The organism is Pseudomonas sp. S3E12 (assembly GCF_001702295.1).
Taxonomy (GTDB): domain Bacteria; phylum Pseudomonadota; class Gammaproteobacteria; order Pseudomonadales; family Pseudomonadaceae; genus Aquipseudomonas; species Aquipseudomonas marginalis.
The window spans coordinates 189458-206140 of record NZ_MBDT01000035.1 but is presented as its reverse complement, the minus strand read 5'-3'; the positions used below and the strand labels follow the sequence as shown (position 1 = coordinate 206140).

The window sequence follows — 16683 nt, the reverse complement described above, 5'->3', positions numbered from 1 at the left end:
ATCCAAATGTGGGAGGGGGCTTGCCCCCGATGAGGGAGTGTCAGTTGACGCATCTGCCACTGACCCACCGCCATCGGGAGCAAGCCCCCTCCCACAGTTTCGACCGCGCCAGGCGACCTTATACCTTCAGCTGCGCCACCGTCTGATCCTGGGCCTGAGAATGAGCCGACTGATGTACATCGCTCCAAATGTGGGAGGGGGCTTGCCCCCGATGAGGGAGTGTCAGTTGACGCGTCTGCCACTGACCCACCGCCATCGGGGGCAAGCCCCCTCCCACAGTTTTGACCGCGCCAAGCGACCTTATACCTTCAACCACACCACCGTCTGATCCTGAGAATGAGCTGACTGATGTACACCGATCCAAATGTGGGAGGGGGCTTGCCCCCGATGAGGGAGTGTCAGTTGACGCATCTGCCACTGACCCACTGCTATCTGGAGCAAGCCCCACGCGTCACGCGTTGCCCACCTCAAGCGCCAGCTGCACCGCACCATCAACGCTCAAGCCACTGAGCAGCACATGGGGCGCCAACGCTTCCGGTAGCCCCTGCAACACCTCACGGGCCTCATGCCGCACACGGGCCAGTACCAGGCGCTTGCCCTCCCCGCGCACTTGGGCAAAAAACGCCGCCAGGGCTTCGATGCTGGTGCCGTCCAGGTCCGGGGATTCTTCCAGGCTCAACACCACCGCCTCGACCGGCGACCGGCGCATCAGGCGCAAGGCCGCGCCCAGGATGCGTTCGGCATTGGCAAAAAACAGCGCCTCGCTGGGCCGGACGATCAAGACCCCCGGCACGGCCAGGGCATCGGCATGGTGCTGGCGGTCGACAAAGTCATGGCTGTCACCCAGGCGCCCCAGTACCTGGATGTCGGCTGACGACATCTGGCGCAGCATCAACATCACGCTGATCGCGACCGCCACCAGCAAACCATCCAGCACACCGAGCACCAGCACTGCCGTTACGGCACAGATCACCAGCACGCGATCGCGCCGCCACAGGAAATAACGCCCCAGCGGCTGCACGCTCAAGCCTCGTCCCAGGGCATAGATGACGACGGCGGCCAGCACCGGCTCCGGCGTGAGCGCGACATAGGGCAGCACTGTCAGCACAATCAGCAAGATCACCAGCGCCGCGACAATCCCCGCCAGGCGCGAATAGGCGCCGGCCGCCTCGTTGGCCGACGTCGCCGAATACCCGGCACCGGCCGGCATGCCGTGGAACAACCCGGAAACCAGGTTGGCCGCGCCCAGCGCCAGCAGATCCCGGTTGGATGACACGCGGTCGCCATGCTTGAGCGCGAACGAACTGATAGAACCGTAGGACTCCGCGTACAGGATCATCACCAGCGCAAACGCCAATTCCCCCAGGCGCAGCCAGTCGGCAAACGGCAGCACCGGCAAATGCCCCAGCTCCAGGCGCAGGTCGATCATACCGATCTGCGCCACCCCGTAGGCCTGCAGGTCCAGGTACTGCCCGGCAACGATGCCGAGTACCACGACCACCAGGCCACCGGGCAGGCGCGGGAGGCGTGCGCACAGCCACAACACCAGCAACGCCAGCGCCGCCACCAGTGCCGCAGGCCAGTTCCAGCGCGGCAGCTGCTCCAGCAACTGCGGCAGAAAACGGATCAGGTTGTTATCGGTCAGGTGCACACCCACCACACCGGCCAATTGCTTGAGGATGATGGTCAGCGCCAGGCCGAAGGCGAAGCCACGCAATACCGGTTTGGCGATAAACGAGGTGACGCCGCCGAGCTTGAACAGTCCGGCCAACAGGAAAAACACCCCGGTGAGCAACACCAGCCCGAAGGCCAGGGAAAGCCTCAGCGCCGGCTCGTCACCCGCCAGGCTGGCCGTGGCCGCCGCCAACACGGCTGCCGACGACGAGGTGGCCGAGACAATCGCAAAACGGCTGCTGCCGAACAGGCCGTAGCACACCAGCCCGGCAAACAAGGCGATCACCCCGGCCTGGGGCGGCAGCGCGGCAATACTGGAATAGGCCACGGCCTCCGGCAGCAGCAAACCGGCAATGGATAAGCCGGCCAACAGGTCTTGGATGCGGTTCGACGGTACGGCAACGGGTGCATCGGTTTCAGTCTTCAATCGGCCCAACCCATCCTGGCAAAAAGCGTGGGTAAGCTTAGCCCTCATTGGTCGGCGACGGTTGCGCCGCGTCAGCTTTTGCGCAGGCAAAAAAAAGCCGATTCGCGGTGTGCGCGAATCGGCTTGCGGGCGTGAGCCCCGGGGTCAGGACAGCAGCGAGTAAATCAATGCGGTAATCGCCACCAGGCCCACCGCCGTGACAAACACGTTGGACGCCTGCCCACGGTACCTGGCCATGGCCGGCACCTTGCGGATCGCGTACATCGGCATCAGGAACAGGATCGACGCAATGATCGGCCCGCCCAGGGTCTCGATCATGCCAAGGATGCTGGGGTTCAGCGTGGCAACGATCCAGCACACCACCAGCATGAAGGCGGCGGTCATGCGGTCCAGGGTCTTGGCGGCCGGGCGGCGACCGCTTTTGAGCACCAGGCCCTTGAGGCCTTCGCTGGCGCCGATGTAGTGGCCCAGGAACGACTTGGCAATCGCCACGAACGCGATCAACGGCGCGGCAAACGCGATGGTCGGGTTGTTGAAGTGATTGGCCAGGTACGACAGGATCGACAGGTTCTGCTGTTTGGCTTCAGCCAGTTGCGCCGGCGACAGGGTCAGCACGCAACTGAACACGAAGAACAGCACCATCACCACCATCAACAGGTGCGCGCGGGACAGGATCTGCGAACTGCGCTCATCGGCGTGTTCGCCGTACTGGCGCTTCTGGTCGACCGCAAACGCCGAGATGATCGGCGAGTGGTTGAACGAAAACACCATCACCGGAATCGCCAGCCACAAGGTGTTGAGCAACGCCGACGGCGCCGGCACCACACTGGCGGTGCTGAGGATGCCGCCGTTCCAATGGGGGATCAGGTACACCGCGAGGAACAGCAAGGCGACGATAAACGGGTACACCATCAGGCTCATGGCCTTGACGATCACCTGTTCACCGCAACGCACCACCGCCAGCAGGCCGAGGATCAGCACAAACGCCAGCAACGCCCGTGGCGGCGGCATGATGTGCAACTGGTGCTCCATGAAGCTGCTGACCGTGTTAGTCAGGGCCACGCTGTAGATCAGCAGGATCGGGAAGATCGCGAAGAAGTACAGCAGCGTGATCAACGCACCGGCCTTGACGCCGAAATGCTCTTCGACCACATCAGTGATGTCGGAACCCGCACGACCGGAGAGTACGAAACGGGTCAGGCCTCGGTGGGCAAAGAACGTCATCGGGAACGCCAGCACCGCCAGGATCACCAAGGGCCAGAAGCCGCCCAGGCCGGCGTTGATCGGCAGGAACAAGGTGCCGGCGCCAATGGCGGTGCCGAACAGGCCAAGCATCCAGGTGGTGTCCTGGCGGCTCCAGCTTGAGAGGGTTGCAGGTGTCGTTGCATAGCGTTCGTCGACGCTATTGGCCTGATCATTCATCCGGTCGGATCTCCGCATTTACACGGCCGGGACGAGTCAGAAAAACCTGACAGGCAGCGCCCCGACCATAGAAGGGGCCGGATTGTCCGGGATTCTCGTGAATAAGCAAAGACTTAGCTGAGGAACGGTTATGCGGTGCAGAGGCTCAAGCGCGGCCCTGGGCAGTGGTTTCGGGGAGCTGCCGCGGGTTTCTCGAGTGGCTGCCAGGCGCCCTTGACGAGCGCGATCGGGGATTCTAACCAATAGACTTCCCATACTTTTAGAGAAGTCGCCTACAGCAAAACCAGAAACGCCTCATATCTAAATAAAAGTTTAACCACAACACCCTTGCAATTGTTACACAACCCTACATAGCCATTGAGCATTCGCCAAAAACCAACCTAACATCGCCCCGCTCCACTCGAAGAACAACATGCTTATTTAAAATAACAAGGATTCCAATATGCGAAGACTCACTGTTGTTTTTGCTGGTTTGTTGATAACGGGCCTACTCTGCTCGTCTGAAAGTTACGCCAGTCAAACCGCGTCTGAACCTGACGCTCAAGCACTGGCTTCCTCGCCTCAATGGCTGACCACCAAGGTTTATATCGAAGGCGAGCCGGACACCGACGTCAAGGCCAGCTACCCCGGCGTGGTCGGCATATCGATGTGGGACCCGCAGCGCAATCGCTATGAGTTCTTCTACACCGATACCGGCCGCTCGAAACACGCCGATGGCGGCGGCGGTTACTTCCTGGTCACCGGCGATAAAAAGACCCATATCCTGGTCCCTGACGTTGGCCCGACCAGAACCATTGTCAGAAGGCTCGAAAAACTCGACAGCAGCGAATTCACTTATTCCCGCGAAGTGCCGCGCGATATGGTCAGCAGTAACCCGCCCGTTCGAATTTATGTGGTACACGCCCCCTACACCGGCCCCATAAAGACAGTCATGTCGAACTGATTAAACATTCATGTTTAGTGATAAAACCGAATAATAAACAAGGCACCCGACAATGAATATGCGCAAACTGTTAATACCCGCACTGCTGGCCGCGACACTGTTACCCGGTGTAGCGACTGCGCAAACTTCAACAGCCCTTCCTGCAAAAAACGCTGCTGCCACAGCGGACAACGCCGTCATGTTGACCGTATTTCTTAAACACGATCAATCACGCCCGTTGAGCGAATTGAAACAACAACTGGCCAAGCAGGAATTTCACAAGGTGTTCCCGCCTGCCGGGGTGGAAGTGCTGAGTTGGAACATCACCATGGGTATCGGGCAGGTCGTCGTGCTGCGCCTGCCGGCGTCGCGCCTGGCGGAAGTCAACCTGGCGATCGAAAACACCGCATGGGGGGTCTACACCACGGAATTCTTCCCCACCTACAATTTCATGCCTATCGCTCAGGCCGAGCAGGAAAAGGCACGACGTAGCCCCCCGCAGTGATCTTCTGCTGGCAGCAGCGCCCCTGTTACGGCTGGGTCGCAACTTTTTCGGCACCTGATGCATTTGACAGCCTCGCCCCTGTCCCAGCATGATCGAGGCATGACCTTTTTCCAGCAGCTCCTCACCCGCACCACCACCACGACCGCTCCAGGCGGGTCGTGCGGTTGCCGTGGGTGCTCGAGCTAAACACCACCCAGATTCAACCCAAGGCCCCGCCAGCAATGGACGGGGCCTTTTTATTGCTCCGTCGACTGGCACTCACAAGGAGCAATACCATGGCTGATGCCCTGTTGATCATCGATATGCAAACCGGCTTGTACGATGGCCCCGACAAACCCTTTGAACGGGAGCGCGTGCTGGGCACCATCAACTCGTTGATCGGCCGCGCCCGTGAAGCCGGCGCGCCGATCCTGGTCGCCCGCCATACCGGCCCGGCGGGCTCGCCGATAGCTGCAGGCAGCCCGAATTGGCAACTGTGGCAAGGGCTGCACATAGACGAGACTCACGACCATCTGTTCGACAAAACCCGCCCCAGTTGCTTCCTGGGTACCGACCTGGCCCGACGACTGCGCGCCCTGGAGGTTAATCAACTGGTGATCGTCGGGATGAAAACCCAGTACTGCATCGACACCACCTGCCGCGTGGCGGTAGAGCTGGGCTTCTCGGTGATCGTGCCTGAAGACGCCCATACCTGCATGGACACCCCGGCGCTGAAGGCCGAGGCGATCATCGCGCATCACAATGCCACGCTGGCGGGGGCGTTTGGGCTGAGTGGGAAAGCGGCTGACGTCCGGTTCTGACCGGTACAGACGGTAGGAGCAAGCGTGCTTGCGCCTGCAGTCGTAGATTTTTTCTACCCGAGCAAAACGCGCCCTCCCGCAAATCCCGCATACTGATGCCCTCAAACCCTTCAGGAAGAGCCTTCCGATGACCACCACTGTTCTGGTTCTGGTTGAAACCATCAATGAATACCTGCAAATCATCGAGAGCAACGACTTTCATGTGATCCTGGCGCCCACACCCAGCGAGCGCGCCCAGGCGATCAAGACCCATGGCGGGCAGATCAAGGCCGTACTGACCCGTGGCCCGTTGGGCCTGTATGCCGAAGAAATCGCGGCCCTGCCGCTGCTGGAGATCATCTGCGTGATCGGCGCCGGTTATGAGCATGTCGACCTGCAGGCGGCGAGCAATCGGGGCATCGTGGTCACCAATGGCGCCGGGGTGAATGCGCCATCGGTGGCCGACCACGCCATGGCGCTGCTGTTGTCGCTGGTGCGCGGCATTCCCCAGACGGACGCAGCGGTACGCCGCAGCGAATGGCCCAAGGTCATGCGCCCGTCCCTGGGCGGCAAGCAATTGGGCATACTCGGGCTCGGCGCGGTGGGCCTGGAAATCGCCAAGCGCGCGGCCCTCGGCTTTGGCATGGAAGTGAGCTATCACAACCGCCAGCCGCGCGATGATGTGGACTACACCTACTGCGCCACGGCCGTGGAGCTGGCGCGCAGCTCGGATTTCCTGATCCTGGCCACGCCCGGCGGCGCCGGCACGCGCCACTTGATCGACCGCCACGCCCTGGACGCCCTCGGCCCGAACGGTTACCTGGTGAATATCGGCCGTGGCAGCGTGGTGGTCACCGCCGACCTGGTCACCGCCCTTGAACAACGCCGTATCGGGGGCGCGGCGCTGGACGTGTTCGACGATGAACCCAAGGTGCCGGATGCCCTCAAGCGCTTGAGCAATACCGTGCTCACGTCCCACGTGGCCGGCCTGTCTCCCGAGGCCGCCCACGACACCGTGCAGCGCGTGGCCGACAACCTGGTGGAATACTTTGCCGGCCGTCCGGTGCTCACCCCGGTTGTATTGCCCGCGCCCGAAAAATGACCGATCAGGCAGGCTGATCACCCTTCAACACGCTAACCTATTAAGCCGCCCCGACCTTGTCGCTGGGCGGTGGTGCGCATTAGATTAGGAAATAGTCCGACGCCTTTAGAATAAGCAGAAGGGATAAGCATGGCGCTTAACGACCAATCGACCCAGATTCGCCCAGGCGAAGAACTTGATGCCAACCTGATCGATCCCTACCTCAAGGCCCATATCCCTGGCCTGAGCGGCACGCCCACGATCAGCCAGTTCCCCGGCGGTGCATCCAACCTCACCTACCTGCTGGAATACCCCGGCCAGGAATTCGTGCTGCGCCGCCCGCCCTTTGGCCACAAGGCCAAGTCCGCCCACGACATGGGCCGCGAATACCGCATTCTCAACCAGCTCAAGGATGGCTTCCCGTATTGCCCCAAGGCCTATGTGCACTGCACCGACGTGTCGGTGATCGGCGCCGAGTTCTATGTGATGGAACGGGTCAACGGCATCATCCTGCGTTCCGACCTGCCCGCCGAACTGGGCCTGGATGCCACCCGGACCGAGGCGTTGTGCAAAAGCTTTATCGACAAGTTCGTCGAACTGCACCAGGTCGACTACCGCGCCTGCGGCCTGGCCGACCTGGGCAAGCCTGAGGGTTATGTGGCACGCCAGATTGGTGGCTGGAGCGACCGCTACGAAAAGGCTCTGACCCCCGACGCCCCCAACTGGGAAAAGGTACGTGCCTGGCTCAACGACAAGATGCCCGCCGACCATCCCACCTCGAGCATCGTGCATAACGACTACCGCTTCGATAACGTGATCCTCGACCCGCATAACCCGATGCAGATCATCGGCGTGCTGGATTGGGAACTGACCACCCTCGGCGACCCGCTGATGGACCTGGGCAACACCCTCGCCTACTGGATCGAAGCCGACGACCCGGCGCCGGTGCAACTGATGCGCCGCCAGCCGAGCAATGCCCCCGGCATGCTCACCCGCCGCCAGTTCGTGGATTACTACGCTGAGCGCGCCGGGATCCAGATCGACAATTTCGACTTCTACTACACCTACGGCCTGTTCCGCCTGGCCGGCATCGTGCAGCAGATCTACTACCGCTTCTTCCACGGCCAGACCCAGGACAAACGCTTTGCGCAGTTCATCCACATGAACAAGCTGCTGGAGCAGATGAGCCTGAATGTCATCGGTAAATCAGCCCTCTAAGGAATCGCTAATGTCCAAGACCCACCTGTTCGACCTCGACGGCAAGATTGCCTTTGTGTCCGGCGCCAGCCGTGGCATCGGTGAAGCCATCGCCAAGCTGCTGGCCCAGCAAGGCGCCCATGTGATCGTCTCGAGCCGCAAGCTCGAAGGCTGCCAGCATGTGGCGGACGCGATCATCGCCGACGGCGGCAAAGCCACGGCGATTGCCTGCCATATCGGTGAAATGGAGCAGATTACCCAGGTGTTTGCCGGCATCCGCGAGCAGTTCGGCCGCCTGGATATCCTGGTCAACAATGCCGCGACCAACCCGCAGTTCTGCAACGTGCTGGACACCGACCTCGGCGCCTTCCAGAAGACCGTTGACGTCAACATTCGCGGCTACTTCTTCATGTCGGTGGAAGCCGGCAAGCTGATGCGCGAGAACGGTGGCGGCAGCATCATCAACGTGGCGTCGATCAACGGCATTTCGCCAGGCGTGTTCCAGGGCATCTACTCGGTGACCAAGGCCGCCGTGATCAACATGACCAAGGTGTTCGCCAAGGAATGCGCCGAGTTCGGCATTCGTTGCAACGCCCTGTTGCCGGGCCTGACCGACACCAAGTTCGCCTCGGCGCTGGTGAAGAACGACGCGATCCTGAAAATAGCCCTGGCGCAGATCCCGCTCAAGCGCGTGGCCGACCCGAGCGAGATGGCCGGTGCGGTGCTGTACCTGGCCAGCGATGCGTCGAGCTACACCACCGGTGTGTCGCTGAATGTGGATGGCGGCTTCCTGTCCTGAACACGTGCCTGGGAGCAAGGGCGCTTGCTCCCAGGCATACCAGCACGGCTAGAAGTCCACGGGGCTCATGTCAATCTTGAACATGACAAGTTTGCCGTCCTTGGACGTCGCGCCTAATAACTTGAATAACTGGCCACGCCACAACGCGTCGGAAACGCGCCTGGCCGCCGGCGTATCGGGCTGGGATAACGCCAGCACTTGCCGCACCCAACTGTCGGTCATTTGACGTGAGCTTGTCGTCCCTCCCAGGCTGACGTTGGCAAGCTCGCCGGCGGAGGTATGACTGACATGCTTGGCTTCCAGAATGTAGATATCGCCTGCCGGGCCTTCAAACACCCGATCAAAGCCATTCTGTCCGCCTCCGTAGGTTCCGCCGGGAAGTACCGTATAGCCATCTTCCGTCAACCGGGCCTCATACATCGCTTCGTTCACTTCGCCCTTGCGCTTGTTGTCCCGGGCAGCGTCTTTTTCCCGCCACGTCTCAAGTAACGCCTCTTCGGCCAACGACCGTCTTCTATCGGGATAGTGCAGTTGCATGGTGCGGCTGATACGCGCCACATTGAAGTTTCCGTCTTTTGAGCACCTGACCGTGCCCAAACCTTGAAACCCATCGTATATCGGCATCCCCGGAGGCAATGGGCGGCGGTTTTCCAAGGCGCTGCAGATGGAAGCCAGACAGTCATACGGATAACCATTGCGCCAGATATAGGCATCGATCAGCCGGCCTTTTTGCGCGGTTGGCGCACTGCGGACAGTCGGCTCGCAAAACCCGACTATTTGCCGCAAGTAGCCCTGCATGTAGTGATAAACCCGCTGGTCGATACTGCTGTTGCGCAGATCGACTGCCCCCACACGCCCGGCATAACCTTTGATATTCCGCGCCGCTTGAAAAAGATTCGAGAGTTGATCCACTGCCAGCATCGGCACCCAGCTATCGGGCGCGCCCCCCATTTCAATAAAAATCCCTGCCCCGCCATGACCGCCTGCGTCCATCACCTTCCAACGCAGCCTTGCACTATCGAAGCTCACGGGGCAAAAACCTGTGTCCGCCGGCAAATAATGTCGGTTGTCGTTTAACCTGAACAGGCCTTCCGGTTCGATACGCCCGGCGTTTACCAGATTGCCTCCCGCCCCCACAGCAAACAGATGGGGTAGCGCATTCGGCACGGCACCTGATGGGTTGCCATAATTGGCCTCCATAAAATATTGCTCAGCCCCGATCATGAAGGCTCTCTTGCCCGGGAACGCCAGGGTGTTGGTGGGGGCCGGGCTCACCGGCAACGTGTAGAGCCCCAGGTCCCATACCGGATCAATACGCTGGGTCGCCGACAAGCTCACACTGCTCAGTGGGGCGGTCAGCGAGGAAGACGAAGCACTGTGGCTCAGTGACGACGCCGATGAGCTATGACTCAGGCTCGGGGAAGACGAGGACGAACTGGCCGCAGAGTGACTGCGCCAAGTGTTCGTCTGCGGCACCCGGTACAGTGCCGGGCCTTGTGGCAAGCGCGAATCCGGCGGTCTTTCACGCCATTCCCCGGTCTGCGGATCGCGCACCGCCAGAACGGTGGTGCCGTCGTCCAGGTTCAGGTAAGTGCGCGAATCATATTCACGCAACCCCGTAGCGGGATCAGGCGCCGGTATGGGGTCACCGAGGGCGGCGAAAATGGCATCTCGGGTGACCGCGGAAGGCGTGGGCAGATCGGTCATGCTCTGATAAGTCGCGCTCGGAACCGCTGCGGATGGTGTGTTGCGCACAGGTATCGCTTCAGGCGGCAGGGGCCCGCCGGCAAAATCAACCACAGGAAACGCAGTACGCGCACTGGGTGCCGCACCGCTGGGACGATCGACCGGACGCCCTGTAACCGGTGGCACGGAAGGGGAAGTAAATTGCTTCATAGAATGTCCTTGGACTATGTTGTTCAGCCACCCGTCAGAACCACCTCGGCTGCTGATGGGTTCAGGTTGAAACAGCCAGCTCCTCACTGGATAGCCGCCGATGCCTGTCAGCCTCCAGCCTCCAGCAATCCGCCATGACGTCGTAGTAAACGGTACCTTTTGTCCCATCGGCCATGCCGATGCCGGTCACGTTGATGGTTGGCGTAAACACGGAGGCTCTTTGCCGATGGTGACGCAAGGACTTCAACAGTTGCGCAATCGAACTATTGCCCGAGGCAGCGACCCTGGCCAGGTACACCTTGCCAAGGTCCAGCCTGACGTCGAAACGCCCGCCGTCCTTTGAATGAATCCGGATGTTTTCCAAGGGAACGTCGGGGTCGTCATACCAGGGGACCCGAATCGACACGCTGCCCACCTTGATGTGACCGGGGCTGACAACAATGCTGTCGAGCTGAATATCTTCCGCCAGCGCTGTACAAAAGAAGTCCCAGGTCGATGCATCGGACTCTTTACTCAGCGCCTGCGGTGTTGACAGCTCAACGATCGCCCATGACGTCAGATAGATTTCGTACATCCCGCCCCGTCCGCATAACACACAGGTTGCCAGGTGAGGGGCCGCGCCCAGGTGCACCCGTTGTGAGTGAGCGGTCAGATTCAGGCTTTTAGGCCTGCGCGGCCTCAAGAACGGGTAATGACCGTACCTCAGGTTCAGCGAAGCCATTGCGTCCTTGATTTTGTAACCCGGGCTGGCGAAATCACTGACGTAAGACTGCACCGGCGGTAATAGCCGGTACGAAACACCGTCGCGCATCACCACGACAAATTCAGCCTTCAACTTCAAGGCTGACGCCTGTAATGAACCGCCCACGCTCGTCCACGTCGCTGAGGGTTGCGCTGCGTATTCGTCCAGATACAGCGTGCGGCCATCAGCCCACTCAAACTTTATCTTCGCACCCGTGTAATCCAGGTAGTCGAAGTGGCTCTGGCGTCGCGTGGCCACATGATAGGTCGTATACACCCCTGCCAATTCTTGACTGTCATAGTCCACATACACACAGCATCGGCCCTGCTCCTGGCTTGCATGCGCATCAATGGCCGTCATCCCGTGGCCGCGGCTGACAAAGTAGCTGGACGTGCCTGCCGCCAAGGCAACCGACTGACCGGGTCCCAGAATAATCGGGGAGATCCTGGGCCCGGGAGGCGCCAGCACTTCCATGCTCACCTGCGGCTCCCCGGTCGGGTCCAACGTTTCAGGCAACAAGGGCGCTATTCGATAGCCGTCCTGGGTGAGAAAGCTGAAAAGCGCGTTGGCCAGGTGGCGTTTACCCTCTCGTAGCGTGTAGACATTTTCGATCCCGACACAAGGGCCCGGCAGTTCACCGTCCAGCCCCAGGGTAGACGCCACCTTCAGAGCGTTGCCCGAGATCCACCAGCGTTGAATCCGGCTGAAGGGCCAGTTGAGCATGATGAGGCTGCGCTGCTGGCCGTCCTCTTCGATAACCACGTCCTTGGCGCTCTCAAGAATCTCGAAGTAATCGGCACCTGGCCCGCCATTCACCCTGGCGCTGCCCCGCTGTATCAACAACAGGTCGTCTCCGGCCATTGCGTGGGCCTGGTCGTACTCCCCCTTCAGGACAATACGGTTGGCCTCGTTACTGCCGGTAATCACGCTGGAAGCGCCGGCAAGGGACGCAACATTTTCAATGCTCCACAACCCCATGCACTTGAGACCGTCGCGGCCATTGTCGGTCATCAACGTCACGCTGCCCGCCCCCAGGTTGACGTTGAAGCCTGCTGCACGCGGCCCCGGCGTCTCGCCGAGAAAGCTCAGGGTGTCAGCCCCGGTACCGCCCACCAACACCGAGATCGGCACCCGCCCTTCTGCGCCAGAAAAAGTATCCGGCGGTACCTCGAACATGAACTCGTCGTCCTGACTGCCGCCCACCAGGTGCTTGCGACCACCGCCATAGCGAAAGTGGTTCGGGCGATTCGGCACGCCCAACACCGAGTCATCCCCGCCACCCAGCAGCCAGAGCACACCTTTTTCGGGTCCCTTCGCCCCCCAGGTGGCCTCGGGCAATAGATCGACGGCCCCCTCCTTGCTCGCGTCGAAGTAGTCATCCACCTCATGGATGACCGGTTCACGCACCAGCGTGTGAGGGGACTCACCCGCCTGCTCATCCCATTGATGTTTCCAGTGCCGTATCGTCTGCAGGCGGACCTCGAACCTGCCATTGACGATGGCCTGCACACTGTTCTTCATCTCTGCGCCAAGCAATGCCCGGGCTTGGGCCTTGAGGCTTTCTGCGTAGGCAGTGCGCGCGCGGCTGGTCTTGTAGCGCTCGAGTACGCTGTCATCCAACTCCACACCGGCAAACGCGAACCAGCCAGTGCGCAGGCGCTCAAGGGTGCTCAGCTCGATGTAATCATCGATCTCATCCACCACTCGACACGCGGCATAAATCCGCGCGCCGACAATCAGCACCGCTGCGGCGATAAGGCCCACGGGCCCGGCCGCGCCGAAGCCCGCCAACGCCGAGACGCCCAGTGCAAGACTGAGGGTTGCGCTGACGAGACTGAAACCGGCCTCGACATAGAGATCCTGTGCCTGTTTACCTTCTGCTTTCAACGCTTTTGAAAGCGCAATGACCGCCTGGGCAATGTCAAAAGGCACGGTCAATACCGAGGCGATCAATCCGGCACCACGGCGCAGCAGCAACCCCGCGCGTGATGCGCAGAACCCGCGATAAACCGTATGGCCGGCGCTCATCATTTTCTGGCCGATACGCTCCAACGCCAACTCCAGGCCGAGGGACGCCACTTCTGCGGAAAAGGCGCCGCCCTCGAACAACAGCTCGCCCGTATCCCCCGTTCTGAGCGCTTCGCCTATGCCTCGAATGGCGCTGTAAAAACCGTAGAGCTGCAGCCCGGCTCCCAAGGTTTGCGCACTCCCGCTCCTGAGCTTATCGGCCCAGCCGGGCAGGTTTTCCATGGCACTCACGTCGTTGAGGTTGACGCTCTGTATCCGCCGCAGCAGTCGATCGAGTTTGACAATCGCCCCGTCCGAAGCATCCGGCGGGCTCAACATGACGGGCGCCCACTCCGAACGCAATGACGCCAGTTCAAACAGTGCGGTGGTGGCCTGGTCACAGCTTTCACCGCTGGCGGACGTCAGATACGCCTTAAGGTGCACGGCAGAAAACGTGATCTGATCGATCAATGCCTGATCAGCTTCCTTGACGCGATACCGCTCCACATCAAGTTCCCCGCCCTCCAGGCGCGCGCCCATGTTATCCAGGGCCATGCGGCCAACCGAGATTTCACCGATACCCATCGGCCCCCATGCTGCGTCCAGATCCATCAAGGTCTGTTGACGCAGCGGTAAGACCGACGCGCCGTCGTCCTGCAACTCTTCCATTACGGCACTCCAGTCACTGACGAAGCACGCTTCGTCGTTATCAACGCGAACACCCTGTGCGCGCACTGCGTCGATACTGAAGTGTTGAGGCATGAACCTGGGGTGCATAGGTAGAGCGCTGGTGAATATCCCGCTCAAGCATTCGGCGGTTGCTGGCGAAAACTCACCGCCAGGCGGTTCCAGGCACTGATGCTGGAGACCGCCATGGTCAGGTCCACCAGTTCCTGTTCGCTGAATTCCTCGCGCACGGCGCTGAAGAGTTCGTCCGAAACACTGGAAGTCGGCAGCATCGCCACCGATTCGCACCAGGCCAATGCCGCCTTCTCCCGCCGCGTAAAGAACGGCGAGTCACGCCATACGCACAGCGCGAACAAGCGTCGCTCCGTTTCGCCGCGCTGACGCGCCGCCATCGAATGCATATCGGTGCAAAAACCGCAGTGGTTGAGCTGCGAAACGCGGATCTTGATGAGTTCCAGCAACGGCCGCTCGATGGACAGGCCAAAGGTGTTCGCCTCCAGCAGCAACATGCCCTTGAGCGCTTGCGGTGACGCAGTGTAGTAGTCCAGACGGGATTCCATGGGCAGTTCTCGGGGGCAATGACCGTTCAGCCTAGAACTCTCACGGTGTAAGCCCTATAGCCAATCCGACGGTTTACCCAGGGACCATTTTGAGCGCGCCCCGCGAGCGAGTAACCTTGGCGCAGAGCGAAGACCCCGGGATGAAACATGGAACTGCACGTCGTCATCAATGGCCGCAAGGATCTGGCCGAACAGCTGTACCAGCAGTTGCGCGAGGCCATTGGCTCCGGGCGCCTGGCCGCCGGCGCGCAACTGCCGCCCAGCCGCTTGCTGGCCGAACAACTGGGGGTATCCCGCAAGACCGTATCCGACACCTACGCGACCCTGACCTACGAAGGCCTGCTGGTCGGCAAGACCGGCCGCGGCACCTTCGTCAACGCCCGTACGCCGCAGACCGAGCGCCTGCAAACCGCTACCGACCTGGCCTGCGCCGCCAACCTGGCGAAGTGGCAGTCACTGCCCTCGCCCATGCGCCACCCCACTCGCGACAGCACGTTGCGCTACGAATTTATCGGCGGCGCCACCAGCCGCAACCAGTTCCCCCAGGATGAATGGCGGCGCTGCACCCAGGACGCGTTGCGGCGCATCGCCCGGGACAGTGGATTCTACAGCCAGCCGGAAGGGTTGCCGGCCCTGCGCAGCGCCATCGCCGGGCATATCGCGTTTTCCCGTGGGGTCCAATGCCGCGACAGCGACATCGTGGTCACCAACGGCGCGCAGCAGGCCCTGGACCTCATCGCCCGCGTGGTGCTGGAACCGGGCAGCATCGTCGCCATGGAAGACCCCGGCTACAGCCCTGCGCGCCAGTTATTCATGGCGATGGGCGCGCGGGTCATCGGTGTTCCCGTCGATGAGCAAGGCATCCAGGTCGACCGGATCCCCGATGGCGCACGGCTGATCTACGTCACGCCCTCCCACCAGTTCCCCCTTGGCATGCCCATGAGCCTGCTACGTCGGAAAGCGCTGCTGGCGCGGGCCTTCGAGCTGGGTGCAATCATCATCGAGGACGACTACGACAGCGAGTTCCGCTACAAAGGCCGGCCCACCGACTCGCTGCAAAGCATGGACAGCCGTGGCGTGGTCACCTACGTCGGCACCTTCTCCAAAACCTTGTTGCCCGAACTGCGCCTGGGTTATGCGGTGCTGCCGCCGGCGATCTACGGCGCGGTGCTCAAGGCCAAGCAATTGACCGACCAGCACAGCTCCACGTTGCCGCAATGGGCGCTGGCCAAGTTCATCAGCGAAGGTTATTTGCTCAAGCATATTCGCCGCTGCCACACCGTGTACGCCGGGCGCCGCGAGCGCATTTTGCAGCGCCTGGCGGGCGACCTGTCGCCGTGGTTCGAAGCGGTGCCCACCGTCGCCGGGTTCCATATGGCGGCGTTGTGCAAAGTACCGGTGAATATCCCGTTGCTGATGGCATTGGCGCGCCAGGTGGAAGTCGGCCTGTACCCGCTGGACGTGTTCTTCCACGACACGCCGGTGCGTTCGGGCCTGATCATCGGGTTTGGGGCCATCGAGACCCTCGATATCGACCCGGCGCTGGACAAGGTGCGCGATATTCTCCAGCAGATTGGCTAGGGGGTTTTCCGAGGGATTGGTCATTGGTCCTGGCGCGTCGAGGCTCTAGCCTGTGCGCTGACACCTGACCTCGGAGACCATCGCCATGCCCGACCGTGCCTTCAACACTGTTCATGTCCGCGCAACTGCCGGGCGCTCCAGGGAACTGGGCGAGCGCCTGCGACAGATCGCCGAGCTCGTGCGCACCACCCCAGGCTGCCTCGATTACGCCGTACAGCGCAGCCCGGTGGATCCCGACCTCTGGACCGTCAATGGCTGCTGGGCCGGTGCCGAACCGCTCAACGCACACTTCGGGCTGCCAGCCCTGCAAGGCTTTATCGAGCTGGCCTCGGCAAACCTGGCGAGCCGCCTTGCGTTCGACCATTGATGGGATTGGCCTCCTGGTGCTGACCCCTCTTCCACAC

At 61.3% G+C, this 16683-nt stretch carries 13 protein-coding genes; 8 read left to right on the top strand and 5 right to left on the bottom strand.

Features of this window, described 5'->3' with window-relative positions; all coding sequences use genetic code 11:
- Positions 1-451 precede the first annotated feature (451 nt).
- Both BB029_RS30105 and BB029_RS30100 read right to left on the bottom strand, forming a co-directional pair.
- The gene (locus tag BB029_RS30105) at positions 452-2101 is read right to left on the bottom strand and encodes a SulP family inorganic anion transporter (RefSeq protein WP_065942044.1); all 1650 of its coding nucleotides are present in this window, start codon (positions 2099-2101) and stop codon (positions 452-454) included.
- 144 nt (positions 2102-2245) lie between these two features.
- Positions 2246-3523: a serine/threonine transporter gene (locus tag BB029_RS30100; protein WP_027608552.1), complete on the bottom strand. Its 1278-nt coding sequence runs from the start codon at positions 3521-3523 to the stop codon at positions 2246-2248.
- A gap of 442 nt (positions 3524-3965) precedes the next feature.
- Between BB029_RS30100 and BB029_RS30095 the strand changes: the two genes are divergently transcribed.
- The 6 genes from BB029_RS30095 (at position 3966) to BB029_RS30070 (ending at position 8806) form a co-directional block, all read left to right on the top strand.
- Entirely contained in the window at positions 3966-4466 is a 501-nt protein-coding gene (locus BB029_RS30095; RefSeq protein WP_065942043.1) for a DUF4822 domain-containing protein, read from the top strand.
- Positions 4467-4518: 52 nt separating this feature from the next.
- Complete coding sequence (locus BB029_RS30090) at positions 4519-4950, top strand: hypothetical protein (protein WP_065942042.1); 432 nt, start codon at positions 4519-4521, stop codon at positions 4948-4950.
- A 275-nt stretch (positions 4951-5225) separates the two neighbouring features.
- Complete coding sequence (locus BB029_RS30085; protein ID WP_065942041.1) at positions 5226-5750, top strand: cysteine hydrolase family protein; 525 nt, start codon at positions 5226-5228, stop codon at positions 5748-5750.
- A gap of 127 nt (positions 5751-5877) precedes the next feature.
- The gene (locus tag BB029_RS30080) at positions 5878-6831 is read left to right on the top strand and encodes a 2-hydroxyacid dehydrogenase (protein WP_027608556.1); all 954 of its coding nucleotides are present in this window, start codon (positions 5878-5880) and stop codon (positions 6829-6831) included.
- 129 nt (positions 6832-6960) lie between these two features.
- The gene (locus BB029_RS30075) at positions 6961-8028 is read left to right on the top strand and encodes a phosphotransferase family protein (protein WP_065942040.1); all 1068 of its coding nucleotides are present in this window, start codon (positions 6961-6963) and stop codon (positions 8026-8028) included.
- A gap of 10 nt (positions 8029-8038) precedes the next feature.
- Positions 8039-8806: an SDR family oxidoreductase gene (locus BB029_RS30070; RefSeq protein WP_065942039.1), complete on the top strand. Its 768-nt coding sequence runs from the start codon at positions 8039-8041 to the stop codon at positions 8804-8806.
- Positions 8807-8854: 48 nt separating this feature from the next.
- Here the strand turns inward: BB029_RS30070 and BB029_RS30065 are convergent, their stop codons facing one another.
- From BB029_RS30065 to BB029_RS30055, 3 genes are all read right to left on the bottom strand, one after another.
- Positions 8855-10702, bottom strand: a complete 1848-nt coding sequence (locus BB029_RS30065) for a hypothetical protein (protein ID WP_168166850.1) — start codon at positions 10700-10702, stop codon at positions 8855-8857.
- 61 nt (positions 10703-10763) lie between these two features.
- Positions 10764-14120 (bottom strand): calcium-binding protein, encoded by a 3357-nt coding sequence (locus tag BB029_RS30060; protein ID WP_141696606.1) that lies wholly within the window; start codon positions 14118-14120, stop codon positions 10764-10766.
- Between the two features lie 134 nt (positions 14121-14254).
- Complete coding sequence (locus tag BB029_RS30055; RefSeq protein WP_065942036.1) at positions 14255-14698, bottom strand: carboxymuconolactone decarboxylase family protein; 444 nt, start codon at positions 14696-14698, stop codon at positions 14255-14257.
- A 147-nt stretch (positions 14699-14845) separates the two neighbouring features.
- Here BB029_RS30055 and BB029_RS30050 point away from each other — a divergent pair, with 147 nt between their 5' ends.
- Together BB029_RS30050 and BB029_RS30045 are read left to right on the top strand one after the other, a co-directional pair.
- Positions 14846-16279, top strand: coding sequence for a PLP-dependent aminotransferase family protein (locus tag BB029_RS30050; RefSeq protein ID WP_065942035.1), 1434 nt, complete (start codon positions 14846-14848; stop codon positions 16277-16279).
- 85 nt (positions 16280-16364) lie between these two features.
- Positions 16365-16646: a putative quinol monooxygenase gene (locus BB029_RS30045; protein ID WP_065942034.1), complete on the top strand. Its 282-nt coding sequence runs from the start codon at positions 16365-16367 to the stop codon at positions 16644-16646.
- Positions 16647-16683 lie beyond the last annotated feature (37 nt).